The following is a 22,544-nucleotide window of genomic DNA, read 5'->3' as shown; positions in this document are numbered from 1 at the left end:
AGGCAGCCATGCCACGCCCTGACCAGACTTCCGGCACGAACCACAGCGGCGCCGCATCGCGCGCTGCCGCGGCGCGCGTGCTCGATGCGGTGCTCAATCACGGCCGTTCGCTGAAGGCCGAGCTGGCACTGGCCCTGCCGCGCATCGCCGATCCGCGCGATCGCGCGCTGGTCGAGGCCATCTGCTTTGCGGTGCTGCGCCATCCGGCGCGTTTCGAGTCGGCGCTGCAGGCCTGGGTGCCGCGGCCGCTTCCGAAACGCGACAGTGAACTCAAGGCGCTGCTGTTCGTCGGTTTCGCCCAGCTCGATCCGCTTGGCCTGCCGGCGCATGCCGCGGTGGCTGCCACGGTCGAAGCGGCGCGCACGCTCGGTCGCCGCCACCAGGCCGGACTGGTCAATGCGCTGCTGCGCCGCGCCCAGCGCGAAGGGCTGCCGGCAGGCGAACCGCACGCGCACTGGCCGAAGTGGCTGCGCGACCAGATCAATCGCGACTGGCCCGACGACGCCGAGGCCATCCTCGACGCCAGCGCCGCCGAACCGCCGATGTGGTTGCGCGTGAACCGTCGCCAGCAATCGCGTGATGACTACCGCGCACGGCTGCACGACGCCGGCATCGAAGCGCAGGTGGACGACCGCCTGCCAGACGCGCTGCGCCTGGATACGCCGGCCGCGGTCGCGGCACTGCCCGGCTTCGCCGAAGGCGCGGCATCGGTGCAGGACGCCTCCGCGCAGTTGGTGGTCGAGGCCTTGGCGGCGCTGCCGTCCGCGCGCGTGCTCGATGCCTGCGCCGCCCCTGGCGGCAAGACCGCGCACCTGCTCGAGCGTGATGCATCGCTGCAGCTCGTTGCGCTCGACATCGACGCACAACGCCTGGACCGCATGCGTTCGGGCTTCACCCGCCTGCGCCTGGGCGAACGCGTGCAGCTGCTCGCCGCCGATGCCGCCGACACGCAGGCATGGTGGGACGGCACGCCGTTCGACGCGGTGTTGCTGGATGCACCCTGTTCGGCCACCGGCATCATCCGCCGCCAGCCCGACGTGCTGCAGCACCGCCGCGCTTCCGACCTCACCGCGCTGGTGGCGACGCAGTCGCGCCTGCTCGATGCGCTATGGGCGACCGTCGTCCCGGGCGGCGTGCTGCTGTACGCGACGTGCTCGATCCTCAAGGCCGAGAACGAAGCGCAGGTCGATGCATTCCTGGCGCGCACGCCGGATGCCGTTGCCGAGCCGCTCGACGAGCGCTTTGGCCGCACCAGCGGCGCCGGCCGCCAGCGCCTGCCGGGCGAGCTGGGCTGCGACGGTTTCTTCTACGCACGTTTGCGCAGGAAGGGCTGAGGCCGCCCTCACTCCCGGCTCGTCCTTCACCGTCATCCCCGCGAAGGCGGGGATCCAAGGACGTTGATCCGGGCCGTCGCAATGAAGCCAGCGTCCATGGATCCCCGCCTGCGCGGGGATGACGGGGATGACGTTGTTCCGACATCGCGACGACGCCCGGCGGCTATCATCCGCGCCATGCTCAAGCCGATCGCCTCGCGCCCCAGCTGGCGCAACGACACCACGCTGTTCTGGATCATCGCCGTGCTCGTGCTCGGCGCTGGCCTGGGCCTTCGCGACCCCTGGCCGGCCGACGAGCCGCGCTTCACCCTCGTCGCCAAGCACATGATCGAAAGCGGCGACTGGCTGTTCCCGCATCGCGGCAGCGAGTTGTACTCCGACAAGCCGCCGTTGTTCATGTGGCTGCAGGCGATCGCATACACCGTGTTCGGCAACTGGCGCATCGCCTTCCTGCTGCCGTCGTTGCTGGCCGCGCTGGGCACGCTGTGGTGCGTGGTCGATCTCGGCCGCCGTCTGTGGACGCGTCGCGTCGGCCTCTATGCCGGTTACGCATTGCTGTTCGCGCTGCAGTTCACCTGGCAGGCGAAGAAGGCGCAGATCGATCCGCTGGTGGTGTTCTGGATCACGCTGGCCAATTACGGTTTGCTGCGGCATGTGCTGCAGGTCGCCAGGAACCAGGGACCGAACTGGCCGATGTGGATGCTCGGCTGGGCCGCGGCGGCGCTGGGCACGATCAGCAAGGGCGTGGGTTTCATCGCGCTGCTGATGCTGATTCCCGCCGGCATCGCCTCGTTGCGCGGCTGGAACGTCAAGGTGCACGCAGGTCGCGCGAAGTTCTGGCTCGGTCCGCTCGCGTTCGTGCTGGCCGCGTGCGTGTGGCTGGTGCCGATGCTGATCGCGGCGCTGGGCAATTCCGGTCCCGAGTACCGTGCCTACATCGACGACATCCTGATCCGGCAGACCGCCAAGCGTTACGGCGCGTCGTGGGACCACGGCCAGCCGGTCTGGTACTTCCTCGAAGTGATGGCGACGATGTGGTTGCCGACGGTGCTGGTGCTGCCGTGGGCGATCCCGGCGTGGTGGCGGCGGCTTCGCCGTCGTGATCCGCGCTACCTGTTGCCGCTGGCGTGGTGGGCACTGGTGCTGGTGTTCTTCACCCTGCCCAACGGCAAGCGCGACATGTACATCCTGCCGGCGCTGCCGATGATGGCGCTGGCGCTGGGGCCGTTGCTGCCCGGCCTGGTCCGGCGCAAGGGCGTGCGCCGGCTCGCGTTCGGCTTCAGCGTGGTGCTGGCTGTCGGCTTGCTGGTGGGTGGACTGGCGATGCTGCTGGGCGATCCGGGCTTCGAGCGCCGCTTCGTTGCCGAGCGATCGCTCGAGGACGTATCCACCGCACTCGCCGCCAGCATCACCGCACTGGGATTCTTCTGCGTTGGCTGCGTGCTGTGGTTCGGTCGCGCCCGCCCGATCGCGGCGATGCTGGCGACACTGACCGGCCTTTGGGTGTGTTTCGGCCTGGCGCTGGCACCGTTGCTCAACGACTCCTCTTCGGCACGCGGACTGATGACCGAAGTCGGCCGTCGCATTGGCCCGCAGGCCGAGCTGGGCCTGGTCGCCTGGCGTGAGCAGAACCTGCTGATGGCCGACCGCCGCGTCGCCGAGTTCGGCTTCAAGGTCGACTTCGACGAACAGATGCAGCGCGGCCTGGCCTGGCAGCGGCAGTCGCCGGCGACGCGCTGGCTGCTGGTGCAGGACGTGGCGCTGGCCGAGTGCATCGACAGTGGCAAGGCGCAGCACCTGGGCAACGCCAACCGGCGTGGATGGACGCTGGTGCCTGGCGCTGCCGCGGTGGGGTGCCGTTGACCCCGGGTGCGCTTCGCTTACCCGGGCTACGGTCGGGCCGCCGTCGGGCGTAGGGATCAACGGTCGGGCCGCCGTCGCGCGTAGCCCGGGTAAGGCCGCAGGCCGCACCCGGGGATCAACGATCGGGTCGGCGTCAGGCGTAGCCCGGGTAAGGCCGTAGGCCGCACCCGGGGATCAACGATCGAGCCGGCGTCGGGCGTAGCCCGGGTAAGGCCGCAGGCCGCACCCGGGGATCAGGCGACGGAATCCCGCAGATCGCGCAGGTCGGGCAGGGGATGGCTGGCGAACTCGGCAATGTGCCGGTCCAGGCCCTGCGGGCTGCGCACACGGCCGCTGGCGCGGGTTTCTGCGAGCAGACCGTCGTTGGGACTGGCGCCTTCCTCGTGCCGCTCCGGGTGGTACAGGTGCGTGGCCAGCCCGGCGAAGCGCAATGATCGACGCTCCAGCCCGGCGTGGAACGCGCGCACGGCGAGGTCCTTGTCCTCGCGACCCCAGCCCTCGAAACGCTCGTCGAAGCCGTTGAGCATCACCAGATCGTCGCGCCACCAGCCCTGGTTGCAGGTCTTGATGGCGCCTTCGCTCTGGCCGCGCGTGCTGCGCAGCGACAGCGCCGCCAGCGGCGGGATCCGCAGCGTGTGGCGGCGACGGGTGAGGCCGCGGTCGAAGAAACCCAGCGACGACACTTCGCGCTTGAGCAGGCGGTCACGGCCTTCCTCGTCGGTCAGCACGCGCATGCCCTGGACGAAGCTGCCGCGTTCGGCGGCGTGCAAGTGGTCGGCGACGAACATCGGGTGCGGCAGCATGTCGCCGTCGAGCAGCAGCACGTAATCGCCGCTGGTGGCGGCAATGGCGCGGTTGCGCGCGAGCGAGACGCGGAACCCGCGGTCCTCGATCCAGCTGTGCTTGAGCGGCACGGGAAAAGCAGGCGCCACGCGCTCCAGCATTGCGCGCGTGTCGTCGCGCGAGCCGTCGTCGGCGACCACGACTTCGTGCGGCAGCGTGTGCTGGTGCGCCAGCGCGTCCAGCGCCAGTTCCAGCGCCTGCGGCCAGTTGTAGGTGGTGATGACGACGCTGGCATTCATCGGTCTGGCCCGCTCACGCGCTGCCCGTTCTGCAGCATCCACAACATGATCGTCTTCTGGCGCACGTAGTTGGCGCGGACGTAGGCGTAGACCAGCCCGTGCCAGCCGTCGCGGAAACCGCCGCGCAGCAGGTAACCGCGCCAGAACCGCCACGCCGGCGACAGCACCAGGCCGGTCAGCGTTGCGCGCTTGCCGCGGGCGAAGTCGTGCTCGGCCATCATCCGTGCGTAGCGCTGGGTCTTGAGCAGCTGCTGCTCGAGTGAGCGGTAGGGGTAATGGATCAGGTCACCGGCAATGGTCCGCACCGGGCCGTCGACGCTGGCCGCCTCGTGCACCTCGCGCGTGCCGCGCCAGCCGCCACGACGACGATCGAACAGGCGCAGCACCCGGTCGGGGTAGGCGTTGCCGTGGCGCAGGAACTTGCCGAAGTACTCGCTGAGGCGCGCAAAGCGGAAGCCTGCGGCATCGCCGAACGAGGTCGCGCGTTCGGCCTCGATCGACGTGCGCAGGGCGTCGCTGACGCGCTCGTCGGCGTCCAGGCACAGCACCCAGTCGTGCGTGGCCTGCTCGATGGCGAACTGCTTCTGGCTGCGGAAACCCTCGAACGGGCGCTGGATCACGCGGGCGCCGAGGTCGCGGGCGATCTGCGCGGTGGCGTCGGTGGAATGCGAGTCGACCACGACGATCTCGTCGCAGAACGCCAGGGAGGCGATGCAGTCGCCGATGCGGTCGGCCTCGTTGAACGCGATAATGCAGGCTGACAGCGGGCAAGCCCGTGTCGTGCCCGTGGTGCCCTGCGTCGATGGCGTATTCGAGGAAGCGTTGATGGCCGATTACCTGTTGTTCGCGAGCGAACGCTATGCGCTGCCCATCCTGCAACCGCTGGCGCAGGCGCTGCAAGCAGCGGGGCACGGCGTGCACGCCTGGTTCGTCGACGGCGCCGCCGGCGCCGAACTGCCGGCGCCGGTGCGAATGATAGGCCTGCACGAGGCGGTCGCGCTGAAACCGCGCGCGGTGTTCAGTGCCGCCAACTGGGTGCCGCCCTTCGTGTCCGGCGCCAAGGTGCAGCTGTTCCATGGCTTCAACGTCGAGAAACGCTCGGACGAGCGTGGCCATTTCCGCGTGCGCGGGCTGTTCGACCTGTACTGCACGCAGGGCCCGGCGACTACGGCGCCATTCAAGGCATTGGCGGCGCAGGCCGGGCACTTCGCCGTGGTCGAGACCGGCTGGCCCAAGCTCGATCCGCTGTTTGGCGACGACGATGGCGCCTCGGCGGCCATGCGCGCGCCGGCCGGCTCGCGGCCCGTGGTGATGTTCGCCTCGACCTTCACCGAGCGCCTGAGCGCGGCACCGCACCTGTTCGATGCGATCGCCGCGGAAGTCGCCAAGGGCGACCGCTACTGGCTGCTGACACTGCACCCGAAGTGCCCGCCGGAACTGTTCATGCGCTATCGCTCGCTGGCTGGCGCCAACGCCGCGTTCTTCGAGACCGAACAGCTGGTCACCGCGCAGCGTGCGGCCGATGTGCTGCTCGCCGATACGACGTCGGTGGTGTCGGAGTTCGTCGTGCAGCGCAAGCCGGTGGTGACGTTCCGCAACCGCGCGCCGAAGCCGCACATGCTCGACTTCGACGATCCGGCGCAGTTGCCGCAGATGCTGGAGCGCGCGTTTGCGCCGGAGCCGGCACTCATCGCCGCGCTGTCGGCGTATGCCGACGCGATCCATCCCTACCGCGACGGACGCTCTTCCCAGCGCGTCATGGCCGCGACCGAATCGCTGCTGGCTGGCGAACTGGGCACGCTGCGACGCAAGCCGCTGTCGTCGCTATGGCGCGCGCTGCAGATCCGCCGCGAGCTGGGTTACTGGCGACCCTGAGAAATCACCAGCGCAACGGCCGCCGCGCGAGCGTGGCCGCCAGGCGCGCATACAGCGCCTGCGCGTCCGCCTCGGGCAGGAAGCGCACCCGCAGCGACGGTGCCATCGCGCCGGCGCCGCTGGTATCCAGCCACAGCGTGGCGGTGCCGCAACGGCGGTCGATCGGCGACCGGGTCAGCTGCAGTGCCTGCAGCTTGTCGATCTCGGCAAAGCGCCAGTGTCGCGTCCACCAGCCCTCGCGCACGGCGATCACTTCCTCGCCCACCGCATAAGCAGCCCGCTGCGCACGTCGCCGCGCCTTGAACGCCGACCACGGCAGCCACAGCAGCGCCAGCAGGCCCCAGGCGCCGAAGCGCGCGCACAGCACCACCGTCGCGATCAGCACGAACGGCAGCGACGGCACGAACAAGCGCCACCAGCTCGATGGCGGCAGCGGCTGCCATGCCAGCTGCGACCAGGTCGCGCGCGGCAGCAGGTGTTCGATCAGCGCATCGCAGGCGGCCGGCGTGGCGATCGGCGCCAGTTCGCGCAAGGCGCGCTGCTGGCGGCCGTCCTCGGCCACGGCGGTGTCGACTTCGAGGCTGCGCCGCTTCATCCAGCGGTGCAGCACGCCTTCGCGCAGCGTCCAGGCCTGGATGCGACGGCGCGAGGCACTGGTGCGCCAGCGCGCCAGCAGGCCGCGTTCGACGGTGAGGCGGCGGTCCTGCTCAGTCAGGGTGAAGCCGTAGTACTGCAGCAGCGCCAGCAGCATCGACAGCAGCCGCAACGCGCCGACGATCACGGCGAACACCGCCATGCCGGCGGCGGCGTACTCGACCGGGCCGAAGCCATGCTCGCCGGCGTAGCCGAACATGCGCATGCCGACGGCTTCGAACAGATTCGGGATGAGCTTCGGGCTGAACTGCGCCGAGCCGGCGAAGGCCGCGCCGACGACCAGCATGCCGCGATTGGAGACGATGCCCAGGCGCAGCACTTCGCCGAACGGCAGCGTCAGCAGGGTATCGGCCGCGGGCTCTTCGACCACCACGTCGGAAGCCGCGCCGCGACGGCGAACCAGTGCTTCCAGCGCGAGCGCATCATCGAGCTTGAGCACGCGCATCTGCGCTTCGGGCTTGGCACCACCGGCGGATTCCAGGCGCACTTCGGCCACGCCGAACAGGCGGTGCAGCAGCGACTGCTGCAAGGCGACGTTGTGGATGCGCGCAAACGGGATCACGCGCAGGCTGCGTTCCAGCAACCCGCTGCGCACCACCAGGTGGTCGCCGGCCACGCCGTAGCGGTAGGTGAAGTACTGCCACAGCGAGGTGATCACCAGCACGGCGACGCCGATCAGCGGCCACAGTTCGTTGCGGTCGCCACGACCGAAGAACAGCAGCACCGCCAACGGCACGATGAACTGCTTGAGCTGCTGCACCAGCACGAACAGCCACGACATCGGATGCAGCCGGCGCTCGGGCTCGATGGCGGTCACGGGTCCGTTCATCGCGTCAGCTCGCGCGAAAGACCACGGTTACTGGTCGTCATCGTGGTCGATCTGGCGGCCGAGGCGGTCGCGCAGGCGCTCGGCGTCGCCGGCATCCAGGTGCGGCACGGCCACCGAGCTGTGGCGGGTGCCGGCGGTGTGCACGACCAGCGTCGCCAGGTTGCGCCGGCGCTGCAGCGGTCCGCGCTTGAGGTCCAGGTGCTGCACGCGCGTGGCCGGGACCCGCGTCTCGCGCTGCCACATGCGGCCGCGGCGGATCGCCAGGCCGTCCTCGTCGAGGCGCCAGAAGGTGTAGCGGTACTGCTTCAGCCCGATCCAGAGGCCCAGCGCCAGACCGACGATGAGCCCCAGCGGCGCCAGCAACGGCGACAGGTCGAGGACGCGGGTGAAGATGAACCCGCCGAACGCGAACGGGATGGCCACCGGCGCCGTGCCCAGCAGGAACAGCGTGCGTGCACGGGCGGGCAGGGGTTGCCATTCGGCGGCGGAATCGACGCCCGTGGGCGGCGGAACTTGCGGCGCAGTGTTCGGCGAGTCGGGCGTGAGCATGGGCATCCGTCAGCTGTCAGGCGTCGGCCGCGCCAGCGATGCCCGTGTTTGACGGCGTCGCCCGGTCAGCGGTTCCAGTACGGATTCTCTTCCCCAGAACCCGGCGGTCGCAGCGTATAGCGTTTGTAGGTCCACTGGTATTGCGCCGGGTCACGGCGGGCGATGTGCTCGACCGCGGCGTTGAGCGCGGCCACGGCCACTTTCGGATCCGGATCGGACATCGCCGCCGGTGCCGCCTCGATGTGCAGGGCGAAACCGGGGTGGCCGGTATGCGTGTCCACGCGCTCGCACCAGGCGAACAGCACGGTGGCACCGGTGCGCGAAGCCAGGCGGCCGAGCAGGGTCATCGTCAATGCCTGCACGCCGAAGAACGGCGCGAACTCGCCATCGCCGGCCTTGGGTTGCTGGTCGGGCAGGATGCCGACCACGCCACCGTCGTTGAGGCGCTTGAACAGCTGGCGGATCGCCGGGCCTTCGGCGCGCACCTGGGTGACGCGCTCGCCTTCGCCGTTGTCGCCGTGGCCAGCGTCAGCGCGAACCAGGTTGAGGAACGCCTCCACCACTGCCGACTCCGGCGGCCGGTACAGGATCGCCAGCGGCGTGCGCCAGGCCAGCCACTGGTTGAGCAGCTCCCAGTTGCCATGGTGGGGCGCGGCGATGATCACGCCACGGCCGGCGGCGATCGCCGCATCCATAAGGTCGGTGCCGTGCTGCTCGCGCAGCAGGCCCAGGTTCTCGGCGTGCGGACGGGTCCACAGGCGCACGGTTTCCAGCACCTGGCGCGCCGTGGTGCGCAGGATCGCGCGGTGCAGTTCATCGCGCTGCGCCGGCAGCAGGTCCGGGTAGGCCAGCTCGAGGTTGATCCTTGCGACCCGGCTTTCGCGCACGTCGCGCCAGCGCCACCACGCCGCCAATGCATCGCCCAGGCCCAGCAGCCACGACCAGGGCAGGCGGCCGAGCAGGGCGGCGGAGGCGTAGAGCAGGCGGGCGGCGAAGCCGGTCATGGCAGGGTTCGGCGAGGAGGGGGGGAAGCGCGCCGGGGTTCCGCCCGGAGCGCGCATTAGGCTACAACAGCCCCCGAATCCTGCTTGGACCGACCAACCGCATGCTGGCCCTGATCCAACGCGTCACCGAAGCGGCCGTCCGGGTCGAAGGCGAAACCATCGGCGCCATCGGCCCCGGCCTGCTGGCCCTGGTGGGCGTTGAGCCGGGCGACGGCGAGGCCCAGGCGCAGCGGATGGCCGAACGGCTGCTCGGATACCGTGTATTTGCCGACGAGGCCGGCCGAATGAACCTCGGCCTGGCGGACACCGGCGGCGGGTTGCTGCTGGTCAGCCAGTTCACCCTGGCGGCCGATACCCGCAGCGGCATGCGTCCGGGCTTCAGTACCGCCGCCGCGCCCGAGCTGGCTGAACCTTTGTTCAGCAGGCTGGTCGAAATCTGCAGGCAAAAACACACAGGGGGGCTGGAAACGGGGCGCTTCGGTGCCCATATGGTGATCAGCCTGGTCAACGACGGCCCGGTCACCTTCCTTCTTCGTTCCTGAGTCCGGCCCCGACCCCTCCGGCCTGATATACTGGAACGTTCCCAACCCTCTCATAGCGCGGTGGCGCAGCACATGGCCAACGAACGTCAGCCCCCCTCCTCCGATATCAAGCAGTTGATCAGCAAGGGCCTGGAGCAGGGCTACCTGACCTATGCCGAGGTCAACGATCACCTGCCCGACGACCTCGTCGATGCCGAGCAGATCGAAGACATCATCGGCATGATCAACGGCATGGGTATCGAGGTCCACGAAGTGGCCCCCGATGCCGAAACCCTGCTGCTCGCAGACGGCGGCACGGGCAACCGTGAAGTCGACGACACCGCTGCCGAAGAAGCTGCCGCAGCGCTGACCGCGCTCGACGGCGAAGGCGGCCGCACCACCGACCCGGTGCGCATGTACATGCGCGAGATGGGCACGGTCGAGCTGCTGACCCGCGAAGGCGAAATCGCCATCGCCAAGCGCATCGAAGAAGGCCTGGGCCAGGTCCAGGCATCGCTGGGTATCTTCCCCGCGACCATCGCCTCGATCCTCGAAGACTACGAGCAGCACAAGGCGGGCAAGAAGCGCCTGGCTGAGATCATTGTTGGCTTCAACGATCACCTCGACGACGTGCCGGAACCGCCGGCGCCGGTCGTGGTGGCCGATGCCGATGCCGAAGTCGATGACGACGAGGAAGAAGCGCCGGTCGCCGAAGAAGCCGAAGAAGTCGTCAGCGGCCCCGATCCGGTCGAGGTCGCCACGCGCATGGAAGCGTTGGCCGACCACTACAACAAGTTCCTCAAGGCGCATGCCAAGCACGGTGCCGGCCACAAGACCGCGCTGAAGCTGCGCGAGGACATGGCCGCGGTGTTCGTCACCTTCAAGCTGCCGCTGCCGCTGACCGACGTGCTGGTGCGCAACCTGCGCGAGGTCGTCAACAAGATCAAGGACCACGAGCGCCGCATCCTCGACCTGTCCACGCGCGTCGCCAAGATGCCGCGCAAGGACTTCATCCGCGCCTGGGAAGGCAACCAGACCAACCTGGAGTGGGTGGACGAGCTGCTCAAGCGCAAGCAGAAGTGGTCGTCGGGCCTGCGTGACGTCAAGGACCAGATCATCTCCGAGCAGGAAGCCACGATCGCGGTCGAGACCGCATCGCTGCTGACCCTGGCCGACATCAAGGACATCTCCCGCCAGATGGCCTATGGCGAAGCCAAGGCGCGCAAGGCCAAGAAGGAAATGGTCGAGGCCAACCTGCGCCTGGTGATCTCGATCGCCAAGAAGTACACCAACCGTGGCCTGCAGTTCCTCGACCTGATCCAGGAAGGCAACATCGGCCTGATGAAGGCGGTCGACAAGTTCGAGTTCCGTCGCGGCTTCAAGTTCTCGACCTATGCGACCTGGTGGATCCGCCAGGCGATCACCCGTTCGATCGCCGACCAGGCGCGCACCATCCGTATCCCGGTGCACATGATCGAGACGATCAACAAGCTCAACCGCATCAGCCGCCAGATGCTGCAGCAGTACGGCCGCGAAGCGACTCCGGAAGAGCTGGCGAAAGAAATGGACATGCCGGAGGACAAGATCCGGAAGGTCATGAAGATCGCCAAGGAACCGATCTCGATGGAAACCCCGATCGGCGACGACGAGGATTCGCATCTGGGCGATTTCATCGAGGACACGAACATCGAGTCCCCGGTCGAGGCCACCACCAACATCAACCTGACCGAGACGGTCCGCGACGTGCTCGCCGGCCTGACCCCGAGGGAAGCCAAGGTGCTGCGCATGCGCTTCGGCATCGACATGAACACCGACCACACCCTCGAGGAAGTCGGCAAGCAGTTCGATGTGACGCGTGAGCGCATCCGCCAGATCGAGGCGAAGGCGCTGCGCAAGCTGCGTCACCCGAGCCGTTCGGAACAGCTGCGCAGCTTCCTCGATATCGATTGATTGGTTTTCGAGAGCTGTGACGAAAAAGCCCCGCATCCGCGGGGCTTTTTTGTGGCCCGTCATTCCCGCGAAGGCGTGGACCCAAGGGCGTTTTCGTTGCGCATATAGCAGCCATCTGTCCGTCAGCGCCGTTCGCGTTTACCCTGAACGCATGAAAGCCAAGCCAAACGCGCAGCCCAACCAGAGCCTGATCGACGGGATCGCCACGCTGCAGGCGCTGGCGTCCTCGCCCGAGCCCGTGGGCTGCCGGGAGTTGGCGCGCCAGCTCGATGCGAACCCGACCCGGGTCAATCGCCTGCTCAAGACGCTGGCCTACCTGGGCATTGCGCGCCAGACCGCCAACCGCAAGTACACCGCCGGTCCCGGCATGCATGTGCTGGCGGCGCAGAGCCTGTTCGCCTCCGGCCTGATCCGGCGCGCGCTGCCGGTGCTGGAAGAGCTGCGCCGGTTCGGCCACACCGTCGCCCTGGGCGTGCTGTGGAACCACAGCGTCAGCTACCTGTTCCATGCGCCGCCGGGCATCGAGGCCGCGCGTGGCCTGGGCCGCATCGGTCTGCTGCCGGCGACCACCAGCGGCATCGGCATCGTCCTGCTCGCGCAGATGACCGACGAGGAGGTCCGCGATCTTTATGCAGGTCACGAGATCCCGAACTTCCCCGAGGGCATCGATTCGCTGCTGGCCACGTTGCAGGTGACCCGCGCGCAGGGCTATGCCCGCATCCACGTGGCCGATGACCGCGACCACCACATCGTCGCCGTGCCCATGGGCGACCCGGTGCATGCGGGCATCGCCATGTCGGGCTGGATCCCCGAGTCGGCGACCGACGATCTGGTCGCTGCGCTGCGCGAGGCGGTCAAGGCAATCGGGTGATCAGGGACGGCTGGCGTGGTGCAGTGCGGATTGACGTGTTGCTAAATTAGCAATACCGTCCAGCGACACCTTGGGGAGCGGGCGGTAACTTCGTGAACTGGAAAGGATCGGCCCGCGTCCGCTGGGCACTGCTCGCCCTGCTGTTTGTTTCCACCGTAATCAACTATCTCGACCGCCAGGCGCTGTCGATCCTGGCGACGACCATCCAGCGCGACCTGGGCATGGACGATCCTGCCTATGCGCGAGTGGTGCAGCTGTTCCTTTTCGCCTACACCATCGCCTACCTGCTGGCCGGGCGCATCACCGACTGGCTCGGGTCGAAGGTGGCGCTGGCGCTGTTCGTCGGCTGGTGGTCGATCGCCAACCTGTTCACCGGACTGGTGCGCACCGCCGGCGAACTCGGCGCGGCCCGTTTCGCGCTCGGTCTCGGCGAGCCGGGCAACTACACGGTTGGTTCGAAGGTCGTCTCCGAGCATTTCCCGCCGCAGGAGCGCGGCCTGGCGCTGGGCATCTACACCGCCGGCGCGATGGTCGGGGCAACGATCGCGCCGCCATTGATCGGCGGCATCGCGGTGGTGTTCGGCTGGCGCTGGGCGTTCATCACCACCGGTGCGGTCGGCCTGCTCTGGATCATCGCGTGGTGGTGGATCTTTCCGTCGAAGCCGCGCGGCGAGACGGCCGCGGCGGTACCGGCAAGCGCCGATGCGGCGCCGATCAAGAGCGAGGGCTCGCTGTGGCGCAACCTGTTGCGCGACCGCACGATGTGGCTGCTGGTGCTGTCGCGCGCGGTGGCCGATCCGGTCTGGTACTTCTATCTGTTCTGGTTCCCCAAGTACCTCAACGACCAGCGCGGCATGACACTGGTGGCGGTCGCGTCGCTGGCATGGCTGGTGTACCTGGCAGCCGACGTCGGCAGCATCGGCGGCGGTGCGATTTCCAGTGGCCTGATCAAGCGTGGGATGACGCCGGTGCGCAGTCGCCTGGTGGCGATGACCGGCGCGGCGATTCTGGCGCCGTTGGGCTTGATCGCCGCGTTCCATCCGCCGCTGACCATCCTGTTCGCGATCGCCTCGCTGGTGGCATTTGCCCACCTGGTGTTCCAGATCAACATCAGCACGCTGGTGGTGGATCTGTACCCGAGCCGCTACATCGCCACCGTATTCGGTTTCATCGGTGCCGGCAGTGGCCTGGGCGGGATGCTGTCAACGCAGGTAGTGGGCAAGCTCGTCGCCGGGCACCAGTTCGACCGCACCTTCGTGCTGATGGCGATGCTGCATCCCATCGCGATGCTGCTGGCGTGGCTGGCCGTGCGTCAGGCGCGGCATTCGCGCCTGATCCAGTCACTCGATGGCAATGCCGTTCAGGCGACGCCTTCGGCGTAATTCCAGAAGCGCTGGCCCGGTGTCACGCCCAGGCCGGGTCCGCTCGGCAGGTGGTAATGGCGATCGGCGTAGTTCATGTCGGTGTCGAGCAGTTCCAGCGAGCGGGCGAACACCGAGTGCTGCCATTCGTGGCGCCACAGGCCGCTGACCACCGTTGATGCGTGCAGGCTGGCCGCGAGGAAGATGCCCGTGCCGATGGTCGCGTGCGGTGCGATCTCCACGCCGGCCGCCTGCGCCAGTCGTGAGATGCGCAGGAACTGGGTGATGCCGGTGTGGCCCATCTCAGGCTGGATGTAGCGCACCGCGTTGGCATCCAGTCGCAGCCGTGCCTCGTACTCGGTGTGCCATTCCTCACCGGCGGCGACGGCGATCGCGCCTTCGCGCGCGACACGCGCCAGGCCACTGACATCCTCCGGTTTCACCGGCGCCTCGATGAACTGCAGGCGGTACGGCGCCAGCTGGTCGATCAGTGCGAGGGCCTGGTCGGCGTCGAACTTCCAGTGCAGGTCGACCATCAGTTCGGCTTCGTCGCCCAGCGCCGCGCGCAGCGCGGCGGTCTCTTCGACGATCCCTTCGCTGCTGACCACGGCGTGGATCTTGAACGCATCGTGGCCCTGCTGCTGGAACTCGCGCGCCATCTGCACGCGGCCGGCGACGGTCGCGGCAGGCAGGCCCGACAGGTAGCCGGGCACCTGTTCGCGCTGGCGTTCGCCGAGCAACCGCCAGAGCGGACTGCCCAGGGCGCGTGCGCGAAGATCCCACAGGGCGATATCGAGCGCGGCGATGGCGTCGACATAGAAGCCGCCGAAGCTGCCGCGCACGCGCATCAGACCGTACAGGTCGTCCCAGATCTGCTCCACGTCTTCCGGCTCGCGGCCGATCAGTTCCGGCGCGAGCAGGTCGTTGACGATCTCGCACACCGCCCGTGGCGCGCAGATGCCATAGGTTTCACCCCAGCCGACTGCACCATCCTCGGTGGTGATCCGCACGACGACCGACCGGTCGACGGAGGGATAGATCGTGCCGTTGCCCTTGCGCACGACATAGCCACGCTCATTGACGCGCTCGCCGGGGCCGAGCGGGCCCAGGTAGGGCGTGTCGCGCGGCACGGTGACGATGAAGGTTTCGACGCGGTGGACCTTGCTCATGCCGATGCTGCTCCCGGCACGCGGTCGAGCGGGATCAGGTCGGAGATGCGTGCAAGCAGCGCGTCGACTTCACGCTGGTCGAACGCATCCAGTGCCGGACCCGGTGCACGCACGTGATCGCTGCCGATGATGCCGCGGCGCTTGAGCACCGCCTTGGTCAGGCGCCAGCGGAATACCGCCTGCACGCTGAGCAGCGGCAGGCTGCGTTCGAACAGGTCGCGCGCGCCTTCGATGTCGCCCTCGGCGAAACGCTTGAGCATGGCCACGTGGACCTCGGTGACTTCGCAAGCCGGCATCGTACCCTTGGCCCCGCGCACGAGCTCGTCGATCACGTAGCGCGCGCCGGCACCGCCGAACACGGCGTCGAGGGCGTCGCCCGCACGTTCGCTCAGCTGGGTGATGCGCTGGCCCGACGGTTGCGTCTCTTCCTTGACGTAGCGGATGCCCGGCACCTGTTCGGCGAGCCAGGCGACTTCGTCGACGGCCAGCCCCACGCCCATCGGCGCGGGAGCGTTCTGCAGCATCACCGGAATGCCGCTGGCGGCATGGATCGCCGAGAAGTAATCGGCCATCGCCTGCGGATCCTTGGCGTGGCGGTGCGGCGTGAGCACCATCGAGGCGACCGCGCCGGCATCGGCGCCTGCGCGCGCGAACTGCATCGCAAGTTCCGGATCCGGGCTGCTGGCGCCGATCACCAGCGGCACGCGTCCTGCGATCCATTCGCCCAGGCGCGCGGTCATCTGCAGGCGCTCGTCGCTGCTGAGCATGTCGTACTCGCTGGCCAGGCCGGGGAACACGATTCCGTCGGCGCCCGCGGCGAGGATGTACTCGAGAACGGCACGGGTGCCGGCGTAGTCGATTGCACCGCTGTCTTCAAAGATGGTCGGAAGGATCGGGAACACGCCTGTAAGTCCGGCACCTGCAAGTGCAGCTGCGCCCGTCGTTGCCTTCCCTGTGGATTCGCTCATGGCTTCCCCGTTTCGTAACGCCTGCGTGGTGTGGCTGGACGTTGCTACCACGGCAACAGGCCAACCGATTGAAATCTGGCATTTATTGCGCTGCAGCAACGATTTATCTGAAAAAACCCTTGCTTTGCGCAGAACATATATTGCTATATTAGCCACACAACGCAAGCAGTTCGTATCGCAACAGACCCAGCAATGACTTCGGGGGGAGGCCCGGTTCATGCGCAAGCTTCGTCGAACGATTCTGTCCACACTGATGACACCCGCGCTGTTGGCATCCATGGCCGCAGCCGCGCAGACCACCACCGCCGCAACCGAAGCGGCGACCCCGGCTCCCCAAAGCACCACCAGCGCCAGCGACGAACCGCGCACGCTCGACCAGGTCACGGTCGTCGGCATCCGCGGCAGCCTGGAAGCGGCCAAGGACATCAAGCGCGACTCGACCCAGATCGTCGACGCGATCGTCGCCGACGACATCGGCAAGCTGCCCGACACCAACGTCGCCGAATCGCTGGGCCGCGTCGCCGGCGTCCAGCTCGAGCGCGGCATGGGCGAGGGCAGCGACATCCTGGTGCGCGGCCTGCGCGAGAACGTGATCCTCTACAACGGCCGCCAGATCGTCGATGCGACCGGACGTGGCGGCAACGGCCTGGACCAGCTCAACACCTCGACCTACGGCCTGCTGACGCTGGTGCCGTCGGAACTCATCTCGCGCCTGTCAGTCACCAAGCTGGCCGGTTCCGACCAGATCGCCGGTGCACTGGGTGGCATCATCGACATCGAGACGCGCAAGCCGCTGGCCGGCGACGCGTCGCAGAACGTGGTCACGGCCGAAGCCGGCTACGACGAACTCGGTGGCAACGGCGGCGGCGGACTGTTCACGCTGCTGTCGGGTCGCAACAGCGACAACACCTTCGGTGGCCTGCTCTCGGCGACCTACAGCAAGTACGACGTGGTCCAGCAGGGCCTGGACACGTTCTCCGGCTACGCCCGCTTCAACGACACCACGGTGACGCCGGCGCGCACGCGCTTCGGCAGCACCGACATGCGCGCGCAGGACATCAACGACGATCGCGAGAAGTACGGCATCAGCGCGGTGCTGCAGTGGCGCCCGACCGATGGCGTCGAGCTGACCGCCGACACCTTCTATTCCAAGCAGGACGCCGAGCGCGACCGCTACTGGATCGCCTTCAACCCCAGCGCCGCACTGTCGAACGCGGTGTACTCGCCGCACGACATTCTGATCAAGGGCACCTCGGCCGGCCCGGTGCTGGTCAACACCGAGATCGCCGACATCGACGCCGAGGTCTGGTCGAGCGCACTGCGCGCGACGTTCCGCGGCGAGGGCCACCTGGGTGGTTCGGCGGAAGTGTCCTACGGCAGCTCCAGTGCCGAGTACCACCAGAACTACATGCGCCTGCAGCCGGTCGTCGGCCGCACCTCGCTGGTCGACTTCGACCTGACCAATGGCGATTTCGGCAGCTTCAACGTCCGCGGCGTCGACCTCACCGATCCCAACCAACTGCGCCTGTCGATCCTGTTCGACAACCGCTATCGCGCCGAGACCGACACCACCGCGGCGCGCACCGACTGGACCTGGGACTTCGACGATTCGGCGATCCGCGCACTCAACTTTGGTGCCCGTTACAGCTCGCTCGACACCACCCAGAACCCGTCGCGCGCCGACATCCGTCCAGCCGGCGGCATTCCCGCCAACCAGCTCGGCGACTTCCTCGAAGTCCACAGCAACAACGACTTCATGGACGGCGAGTTCGCCGGCCTGCCGCGCAGCTTCCTGGCCGCCACGCGCAACGCCTTCACCGGTTGCGCGGCGTTCACTGCGTTCCCGTCGATCTCGCAGAACCCGCAGTGCCTGGACGGAACCAACAACACGCTGGCCTACGCCGGCACGTTCAACATCGCCGAGGACTTCACCGAGGCCTACGCCAAGCTCGACCTCAATACCGCTGTCGGTGAAATGCAGCTGGCGGGCAACGTCGGCCTGCGCTACGTCGGTCGCGACATGGACTCCACCGGCAACCTGATCAATCCCAACGGCTCGCCGCAGCCGACGGTGTTCAGCCGCAATGACGACTACTGGCTGCCCTCGGGCATCGCCAAGCTCGACATCAATGACAGCCTGGTGCTGCGTGGCGGTGCGGCCCGCGTGGTCGCGTTCCCGAACACCGAAGACCTCAACAACGGCGTCTCGCTCAACAACAACGCGGTGTTCGACAACGGCGTGCAGATCACTCCCGGCACCGGCACCGGGGGTGCACCGGGCCTGGATCCGTTCGAGGCCGACCAGTACGACCTGTCGCTGGAGTGGTACTACAGCGACGAGGGCATGCTCTCGGCCGGCCTGTTCTACAAGGACGTGTCGACGTTCATCGTCCAGCGCCAGAGCGCGGAAACCTACGGCGGCGTCAACTTCCTGATCAACCGCAAGGTCAACGGCGACAGCGCCACCATCCAGGGCCTGGAGCTGCTGGCGCAGGTGCCGATCGCCGGCGGCTTCGGCATCGTCGCCACCTACACCTACATCGACTCCAAGACCCCGATCACCGACATCAACGGCAACGAGATGGCCTTCCCGGGTCTGTCGAAGAACAACGCCAACCTGATCGGCTACTACGAGCAGGGACCGTTCAGTGCACGCCTTGCCTACAACTGGCGCGACGAGTACCTGGTCGCGCTGTCGGCGGCGGCCACCGGCATCTACAACGACACCTACTCGGACCTGTCGGCCACGGTAAGCTACGACCTCAACGACCGCATCACCTTCCAGCTCGACGGCATCAACCTGCTCGACAGCCAGCAGAAGACCTTCGATGGGTATGACGAGGGCCTGCGCACCAACGTGGTGTTCGGTCGCGGTTACAAGGCGACGGTGACCTTCCGCTTCTGAGGCACCGGCAGGCGGAGAATCGCGGAATGAGCGAAGGCAGCATGGCGGGTCGGGTGGCCCTGGTGACCGGGGCCGCCGGCGGGATCGGCGCAGCCGTCACCCGCCGATTGCAGGAGGACGGGGCACGCGTCGCGGCGCTGGACCTGCATCGCGCACCGGCGGCCGACGCCTCGGCCGTCGCCGACCTGCGCTCGGCCCCAGCGATCGACGCGGCCGTGGCCGAACTGGAGGCGGCGCTTGGGCCGGCCGAGGTGCTGATCCACTGCGCCGCGATCTGTCCGCCCGGCACGCTGATGGACTCGGCCGACGAAGTGTTCGCCGACACCTACGCGGTCAACGTCATCGCCGCCGCGCGCCTGATGCGGCACTGCGCCGTGCGCATGCGCGAACGCGGCGGCGGTTCCATCGTGCTGCTGACTTCGATCAATGCCCGCTTCGCCACGCCCACGCTCGCCGCCTATGCCAGTTCCAAGGCGGCGCTGGAGGAACTGGCACGAACCGCGGCGCTGGAACTGGCACCGTGGCAGATCCGCGTCAACGCCATCGCGCCGGCCTCCATAGATACCGCGATGCTGCAGTCTTCGTTCGACCGTGAGCCCGATCCGGCGCAGGCGCGCGAACGCAACATCCAGCGCCATCCACTCGGACGCCTCGGCACGCCGCAGGACATTGCCGAGCTGGCGTGGTTCCTCGCCAGCGATCGCAGCGGCTGGATCACCGGCGGCGTCTTCCCCGTTGACGGCGGTGCCGGCGTGACCAGGCGCTGAGCATCGCCACCCCACCCACGCCAAGAAACAGATGAATCAAAAGCACACGCAAGGCTGCATCGTCGGCATCAACTGGGGTAGCTCGAATTTCCGCGCCTATCTGATCGATCCCGACGCACGGGTGGTGGACGCGATGGAGGCGCCGGCCGGCATCGCCGGCCTCGACCGCGACGGGATGATCCGACACATGGCCAGCGTGGCCGTGCGCTGGCCCGGCGTTTCCCATGTCTATGCCTGCGGCATGATCGGTTCGAACATCGGCTGGATCGACGCCGGTTATGTCGAATGCCCGGTCGCACCCGGCGGCCTGGCACAGGGACTGCGCGAGACGCGCATCGGCGAGGTCGAGGTGCGGATCGTGCCCGGCTTGGCCTGCCGCCGCACCCACGACAACGCCTCCGACATCATGCGCGGCGAGGAAACCGAACTGTTCGGCCTGCTCGTTTCGCGGCGCCTGCCGCAGTCGGGCATCGTCGCGCTGCCCGGCACGCACACCAAGTGGGTGCGGATGGACGGTGGCCGCGTGCGCGAATTCTCGACGGCGATGTCGGGCGAGATCTTCGACCGGCTCACCGCCGCCGGGCTGCTGGCATCGATCGTCGACGGACCGGCCCACGCCAGCCCGGCGTTCTTCGACGGCGTGCATGCCGGCGTGCGTCGCGACACGGGCCTGGGGACCTTGCTGTTCGGCGCGCGTGCCGCGGTGATTCGCGGTGACATCAAGCGCAGTGAAGGCGCCTCCTATCTGCGCGGCCTGCTGATCGGTTCGGAGATCGCCGATGCGCGCGCGCTGTTCCCCGAGCTTGCAGACGCCAGCATTCCGCTCGTCGGTTCCGCGCCGGTCTGCGCCTTGTACGCAGCCGCGCTGAGCCATCTCGGCATCGACAGCCACGCCGTGGACTCGCGCGAGGCAAGCGCGGAGGGTTTTGCGGCGATGCACCTGTTGCACCTTGGATCGCCGGCATGAAGACTGACCTCGCGGCGTTCACTGCGCAGTTCGACGAACGCCTGCGGCGCTCGCCGATCATCGCGATCCTGCGAGGGATCTCCACGCAGGAGTCGATCGCGGTGGTGAGTGCCTTGCTGGAGGCCGGCGTGACGCTGGCGGAGGTCCCGCTGAACTCGCCGGATCCTTTCACCACCATCGGCGTGCTGCGCAAGCACTTCGGTGATCGCATGGCCATAGGCGCCGGCACGGTGCTGACCGTGGCCGATGTCGAACGATTGGTCGATACCGGCTGCCAGTTCTGCGTCGCGCCAAACACCGATGCCGCCGTGATCCGCGCGAGCCTGGCGCACGGCATGCTGCCGCTGCCAGGCTTCGCCACCGCGAGCGAGGCGTTCGCGGCCATCGCCGCGGGCGCTCGCCATCTCAAGGCGTTCCCGGCCAATGCCGCCACGCTTTCCGCGATCAAGGCGGTGATGCCCGCGGGCGCGCAACTGATTGCTGTCGGTGGCGTCACGCCGGAAGCGGTGCCGTCGCTGGTCGCGGCCGGTGCGGTCGCGTTCGGCACCGGTTCGGATCTGTACAAGCCTGGTCGCAGCGCCGACGCCGTGGGCGCGCGTGCGCGCGAATGGGTGGCGGCAGTCGCACGAACCACGGCACCGCAGGTGACACTGGTCTGCAATCCGCAAGCCACGGTTGGGGAAGGCCCGGCGGTGCTGGGCGAGCGGATCGCATGGGTGGATCCGGTCGGCCGTCGGCTGCTCGTGTGCACGCCGGCGAATGGCGAGTGGTCGCAGGCCTCGATGCCCGAGCCGGTGTGGTCGCTGGGCGTGCTGCCCGACGGCGCTCTGGTGGGCAATGGTGAAGACGCGTTTTTGCGGATCGATGCGTCCAGCGGCGCGGTGCTCTCGCGCGGACCGGTGATCGACACCGGGGCCGGCTGCCGGCTCAATGACCTGATCGTCGACAGTCGCGGCGGCCTGTGGGCCAGCAGCATGCACCGTGGTGTGCTGGCCGGACGCGGCGGCGTGTTCCATGCCGCATCGCCGGATGCGCCGGTGCGCAAGGTCGCCGACGATCTCGGCGTTGCCAACGGCATGGCGTTCTCGGAAGACGAGCGCACGCTGTTCGTGGTCGACACGCTCGCCCGCACGCTGCTCGCTTACCCGGTCGATGTTGTGTCCGGGGTTCTCGACGAGCCCGTGATCGTCACCGACTTCCTCGGCCTGCCCGGCAAGCCTGACGGCATGGCGATCACGCCCGACGGCAGCTTCTGGGTGGCGATGTGGGGCGCAGGCGAAGTCGTGCGGATCGCTCCCAACGGAGCGTGCGTCCAGCGTGTTCGTGTGCCGGCGCCGCATGTCGGTAGCGTGTGCATCGGCGCCGATGGTGCGTTGTACGTCACCACGGCGCGTGCCCGGCTCAGCGACGAAACGCTGGCTGCCTCATCCGGGTCGGGCGGGCTCTTCAGGGTGCGGGCGCATCAAGCCGCGGGCGCCTCGACATCGTAGAAGAACTGCTCGTGCACGACCTTGCCGTCGCGCACCTGGTACACGCAGACCTCACTCATGGCGATGCGACCTGCGCCCTTGTAGGTCGCATCCACGCCCATGACGAGGCTGAACCATCCCCCGGCAACGACGGGATCGGTGCAGGTAACGCCGTGGAATGCTTCCACGCTTTCGTGGAACTGCTGGCTCTTCTTCTGGATCGCCGCCAGTCCCTTGACGTTGCCACCTGCGCCCTGCGGGGAGCCCTCCGGCTCGAGGCTCACCGCGTCGTCGGCATAAAGCTCTTGTTGGGCCTCTGCGAACTTGCCAGCCCTGCACAACTCGACCAGCCTTGCGGCCACCTGTTCGGTATTCATCGTTCGTCTCCGGGGGGGAAGGAGACGAA

Annotated in this window: 20 protein-coding genes; 12 read left to right on the top strand and 8 right to left on the bottom strand. The window is 68.1% G+C overall.

The annotated features are described in order from the left end of the window. Positions 1 to 8 precede the first annotated feature (8 nt). Entirely contained in the window at positions 9 to 1,334 is a 1,326-nt protein-coding gene (gene rsmB / locus ACFOPO_RS09740; protein WP_386703006.1) for a 16S rRNA (cytosine(967)-C(5))-methyltransferase RsmB, read from the top strand. Positions 1,335 to 1,511: 177 nt separating this feature from the next. Then, positions 1,512 to 3,197, top strand: coding sequence for an ArnT family glycosyltransferase (locus ACFOPO_RS09735; protein WP_386703005.1), 1,686 nt, complete (start codon positions 1,512 to 1,514; stop codon positions 3,195 to 3,197). 233 nt (positions 3,198 to 3,430) lie between these two features. Here the strand turns inward: ACFOPO_RS09735 and ACFOPO_RS09730 are convergent, their stop codons facing one another. Beyond that, positions 3,431 to 4,279 carry a glycosyltransferase family 2 protein gene (locus ACFOPO_RS09730; protein ID WP_386703004.1) on the bottom strand — a complete coding sequence of 283 codons (849 nt, stop codon included), beginning with the start codon at positions 4,277 to 4,279 and terminating at the stop codon, positions 3,431 to 3,433. After that, positions 4,276 to 5,043, bottom strand: coding sequence for a glycosyltransferase family 2 protein (locus ACFOPO_RS09725; protein ID WP_386703293.1), 768 nt, complete (start codon positions 5,041 to 5,043; stop codon positions 4,276 to 4,278). The genes ACFOPO_RS09730 and ACFOPO_RS09725 overlap by 4 nt, the downstream gene beginning before the upstream one ends. Positions 5,044 to 5,101: 58 nt before the next feature. On the opposite strand from ACFOPO_RS09725, the gene ACFOPO_RS09720 reads away from it, so the two are divergent. Beyond that, positions 5,102 to 6,154: a CDP-glycerol glycerophosphotransferase family protein gene (locus ACFOPO_RS09720; protein WP_386703292.1), complete on the top strand. Its 1,053-nt coding sequence runs from the start codon at positions 5,102 to 5,104 to the stop codon at positions 6,152 to 6,154. A gap of 4 nt (positions 6,155 to 6,158) precedes the next feature. Here ACFOPO_RS09720 and ACFOPO_RS09715 read toward each other — a convergent pair whose 3' ends face one another. From ACFOPO_RS09715 to ACFOPO_RS09705, 3 genes are all read right to left on the bottom strand, one after another. Continuing rightward, positions 6,159 to 7,637 carry a PH domain-containing protein gene (locus ACFOPO_RS09715; RefSeq protein WP_386703003.1) on the bottom strand — a complete coding sequence of 493 codons (1,479 nt, stop codon included), beginning with the start codon at positions 7,635 to 7,637 and terminating at the stop codon, positions 6,159 to 6,161. A gap of 27 nt (positions 7,638 to 7,664) precedes the next feature. Next, on the bottom strand, positions 7,665 to 8,186 hold the full coding sequence (locus ACFOPO_RS09710; protein ID WP_386703002.1) for a PH domain-containing protein: 522 nt from the start codon (positions 8,184 to 8,186) through the stop codon (positions 7,665 to 7,667). Between the two features lie 65 nt (positions 8,187 to 8,251). Continuing rightward, a complete protein-coding gene (locus tag ACFOPO_RS09705) occupies positions 8,252 to 9,190 on the bottom strand; it encodes a lauroyl acyltransferase (RefSeq protein ID WP_386703001.1) in 939 nt (312 codons plus the stop codon). Between the two features lie 101 nt (positions 9,191 to 9,291). Here ACFOPO_RS09705 and dtd point away from each other — a divergent pair, with 101 nt between their 5' ends. The 4 genes from dtd (at position 9,292) to ACFOPO_RS09685 (ending at position 13,914) form a co-directional block, all read left to right on the top strand. Continuing rightward, positions 9,292 to 9,732 carry a D-aminoacyl-tRNA deacylase gene (gene dtd / locus ACFOPO_RS09700; protein WP_386703000.1) on the top strand — a complete coding sequence of 147 codons (441 nt, stop codon included), beginning with the start codon at positions 9,292 to 9,294 and terminating at the stop codon, positions 9,730 to 9,732. 60 nt (positions 9,733 to 9,792) lie between these two features. Continuing rightward, the gene (rpoD, locus tag ACFOPO_RS09695; protein ID WP_386702999.1) at positions 9,793 to 11,661 is read left to right on the top strand and encodes an RNA polymerase sigma factor RpoD; all 1,869 of its coding nucleotides are present in this window, start codon (positions 9,793 to 9,795) and stop codon (positions 11,659 to 11,661) included. A 151-nt stretch (positions 11,662 to 11,812) separates the two neighbouring features. Then, positions 11,813 to 12,532 (top strand): IclR family transcriptional regulator, encoded by a 720-nt coding sequence (locus tag ACFOPO_RS09690; protein WP_386702998.1) that lies wholly within the window; start codon positions 11,813 to 11,815, stop codon positions 12,530 to 12,532. 92 nt (positions 12,533 to 12,624) lie between these two features. Then, entirely contained in the window at positions 12,625 to 13,914 is a 1,290-nt protein-coding gene (locus ACFOPO_RS09685; protein ID WP_386702997.1) for an MFS transporter, read from the top strand. On the opposite strand, the gene ACFOPO_RS09680 is transcribed toward ACFOPO_RS09685, so the two are convergent. Both ACFOPO_RS09680 and ACFOPO_RS09675 read right to left on the bottom strand, forming a co-directional pair. Continuing rightward, positions 13,893 to 15,062 (bottom strand): mandelate racemase/muconate lactonizing enzyme family protein, encoded by a 1,170-nt coding sequence (locus tag ACFOPO_RS09680; RefSeq protein ID WP_386702996.1) that lies wholly within the window; start codon positions 15,060 to 15,062, stop codon positions 13,893 to 13,895. The two genes, ACFOPO_RS09685 and ACFOPO_RS09680, sit on opposite strands and share 22 nt — an antisense overlap. Next, positions 15,059 to 15,964: a dihydrodipicolinate synthase family protein gene (locus ACFOPO_RS09675; protein ID WP_386702995.1), complete on the bottom strand. Its 906-nt coding sequence runs from the start codon at positions 15,962 to 15,964 to the stop codon at positions 15,059 to 15,061. The genes ACFOPO_RS09680 and ACFOPO_RS09675 overlap by 4 nt, the downstream gene beginning before the upstream one ends. Positions 15,965 to 16,028: 64 nt before the next feature. On the opposite strand from ACFOPO_RS09675, the gene ACFOPO_RS09670 reads away from it, so the two are divergent. Genes ACFOPO_RS09670 through ACFOPO_RS09650 form a run of 5 tightly spaced genes read left to right on the top strand, consistent with a single transcriptional unit; the run spans position 16,029 to position 22,159 of the window. Further along, positions 16,029 to 16,226, top strand: coding sequence for a hypothetical protein (locus tag ACFOPO_RS09670; RefSeq protein ID WP_386702994.1), 198 nt, complete (start codon positions 16,029 to 16,031; stop codon positions 16,224 to 16,226). 57 nt (positions 16,227 to 16,283) lie between these two features. After that, positions 16,284 to 18,935 carry a TonB-dependent receptor gene (locus ACFOPO_RS09665; protein ID WP_386702993.1) on the top strand — a complete coding sequence of 884 codons (2,652 nt, stop codon included), beginning with the start codon at positions 16,284 to 16,286 and terminating at the stop codon, positions 18,933 to 18,935. A gap of 26 nt (positions 18,936 to 18,961) precedes the next feature. Beyond that, positions 18,962 to 19,702 carry an SDR family NAD(P)-dependent oxidoreductase gene (locus tag ACFOPO_RS09660; RefSeq protein WP_386702992.1) on the top strand — a complete coding sequence of 247 codons (741 nt, stop codon included), beginning with the start codon at positions 18,962 to 18,964 and terminating at the stop codon, positions 19,700 to 19,702. Between the two features lie 31 nt (positions 19,703 to 19,733). Then, positions 19,734 to 20,669: a 2-dehydro-3-deoxygalactonokinase gene (locus ACFOPO_RS09655; RefSeq protein ID WP_386702991.1), complete on the top strand. Its 936-nt coding sequence runs from the start codon at positions 19,734 to 19,736 to the stop codon at positions 20,667 to 20,669. Continuing rightward, positions 20,666 to 22,159: a 2-dehydro-3-deoxy-6-phosphogalactonate aldolase gene (locus ACFOPO_RS09650; protein ID WP_386702990.1), complete on the top strand. Its 1,494-nt coding sequence runs from the start codon at positions 20,666 to 20,668 to the stop codon at positions 22,157 to 22,159. Before ACFOPO_RS09655 ends, ACFOPO_RS09650 begins: the two co-directional genes overlap by 4 nt. On the opposite strand, the gene ACFOPO_RS09645 is transcribed toward ACFOPO_RS09650, so the two are convergent. After that, the gene (locus ACFOPO_RS09645; RefSeq protein ID WP_386702989.1) at positions 22,132 to 22,515 is read right to left on the bottom strand and encodes a SnoaL-like domain-containing protein; all 384 of its coding nucleotides are present in this window, start codon (positions 22,513 to 22,515) and stop codon (positions 22,132 to 22,134) included. The two genes, ACFOPO_RS09650 and ACFOPO_RS09645, sit on opposite strands and share 28 nt — an antisense overlap. Positions 22,516 to 22,544: the final 29 nt, after the last annotated feature.

Source organism: Lysobacter sp. GCM10012299 (assembly GCF_042649405.1).
Classification (GTDB): domain Bacteria; phylum Pseudomonadota; class Gammaproteobacteria; order Xanthomonadales; family Xanthomonadaceae; genus Lysobacter_J.
This window is presented reverse-complemented; position numbering and strand designations above follow the sequence as displayed.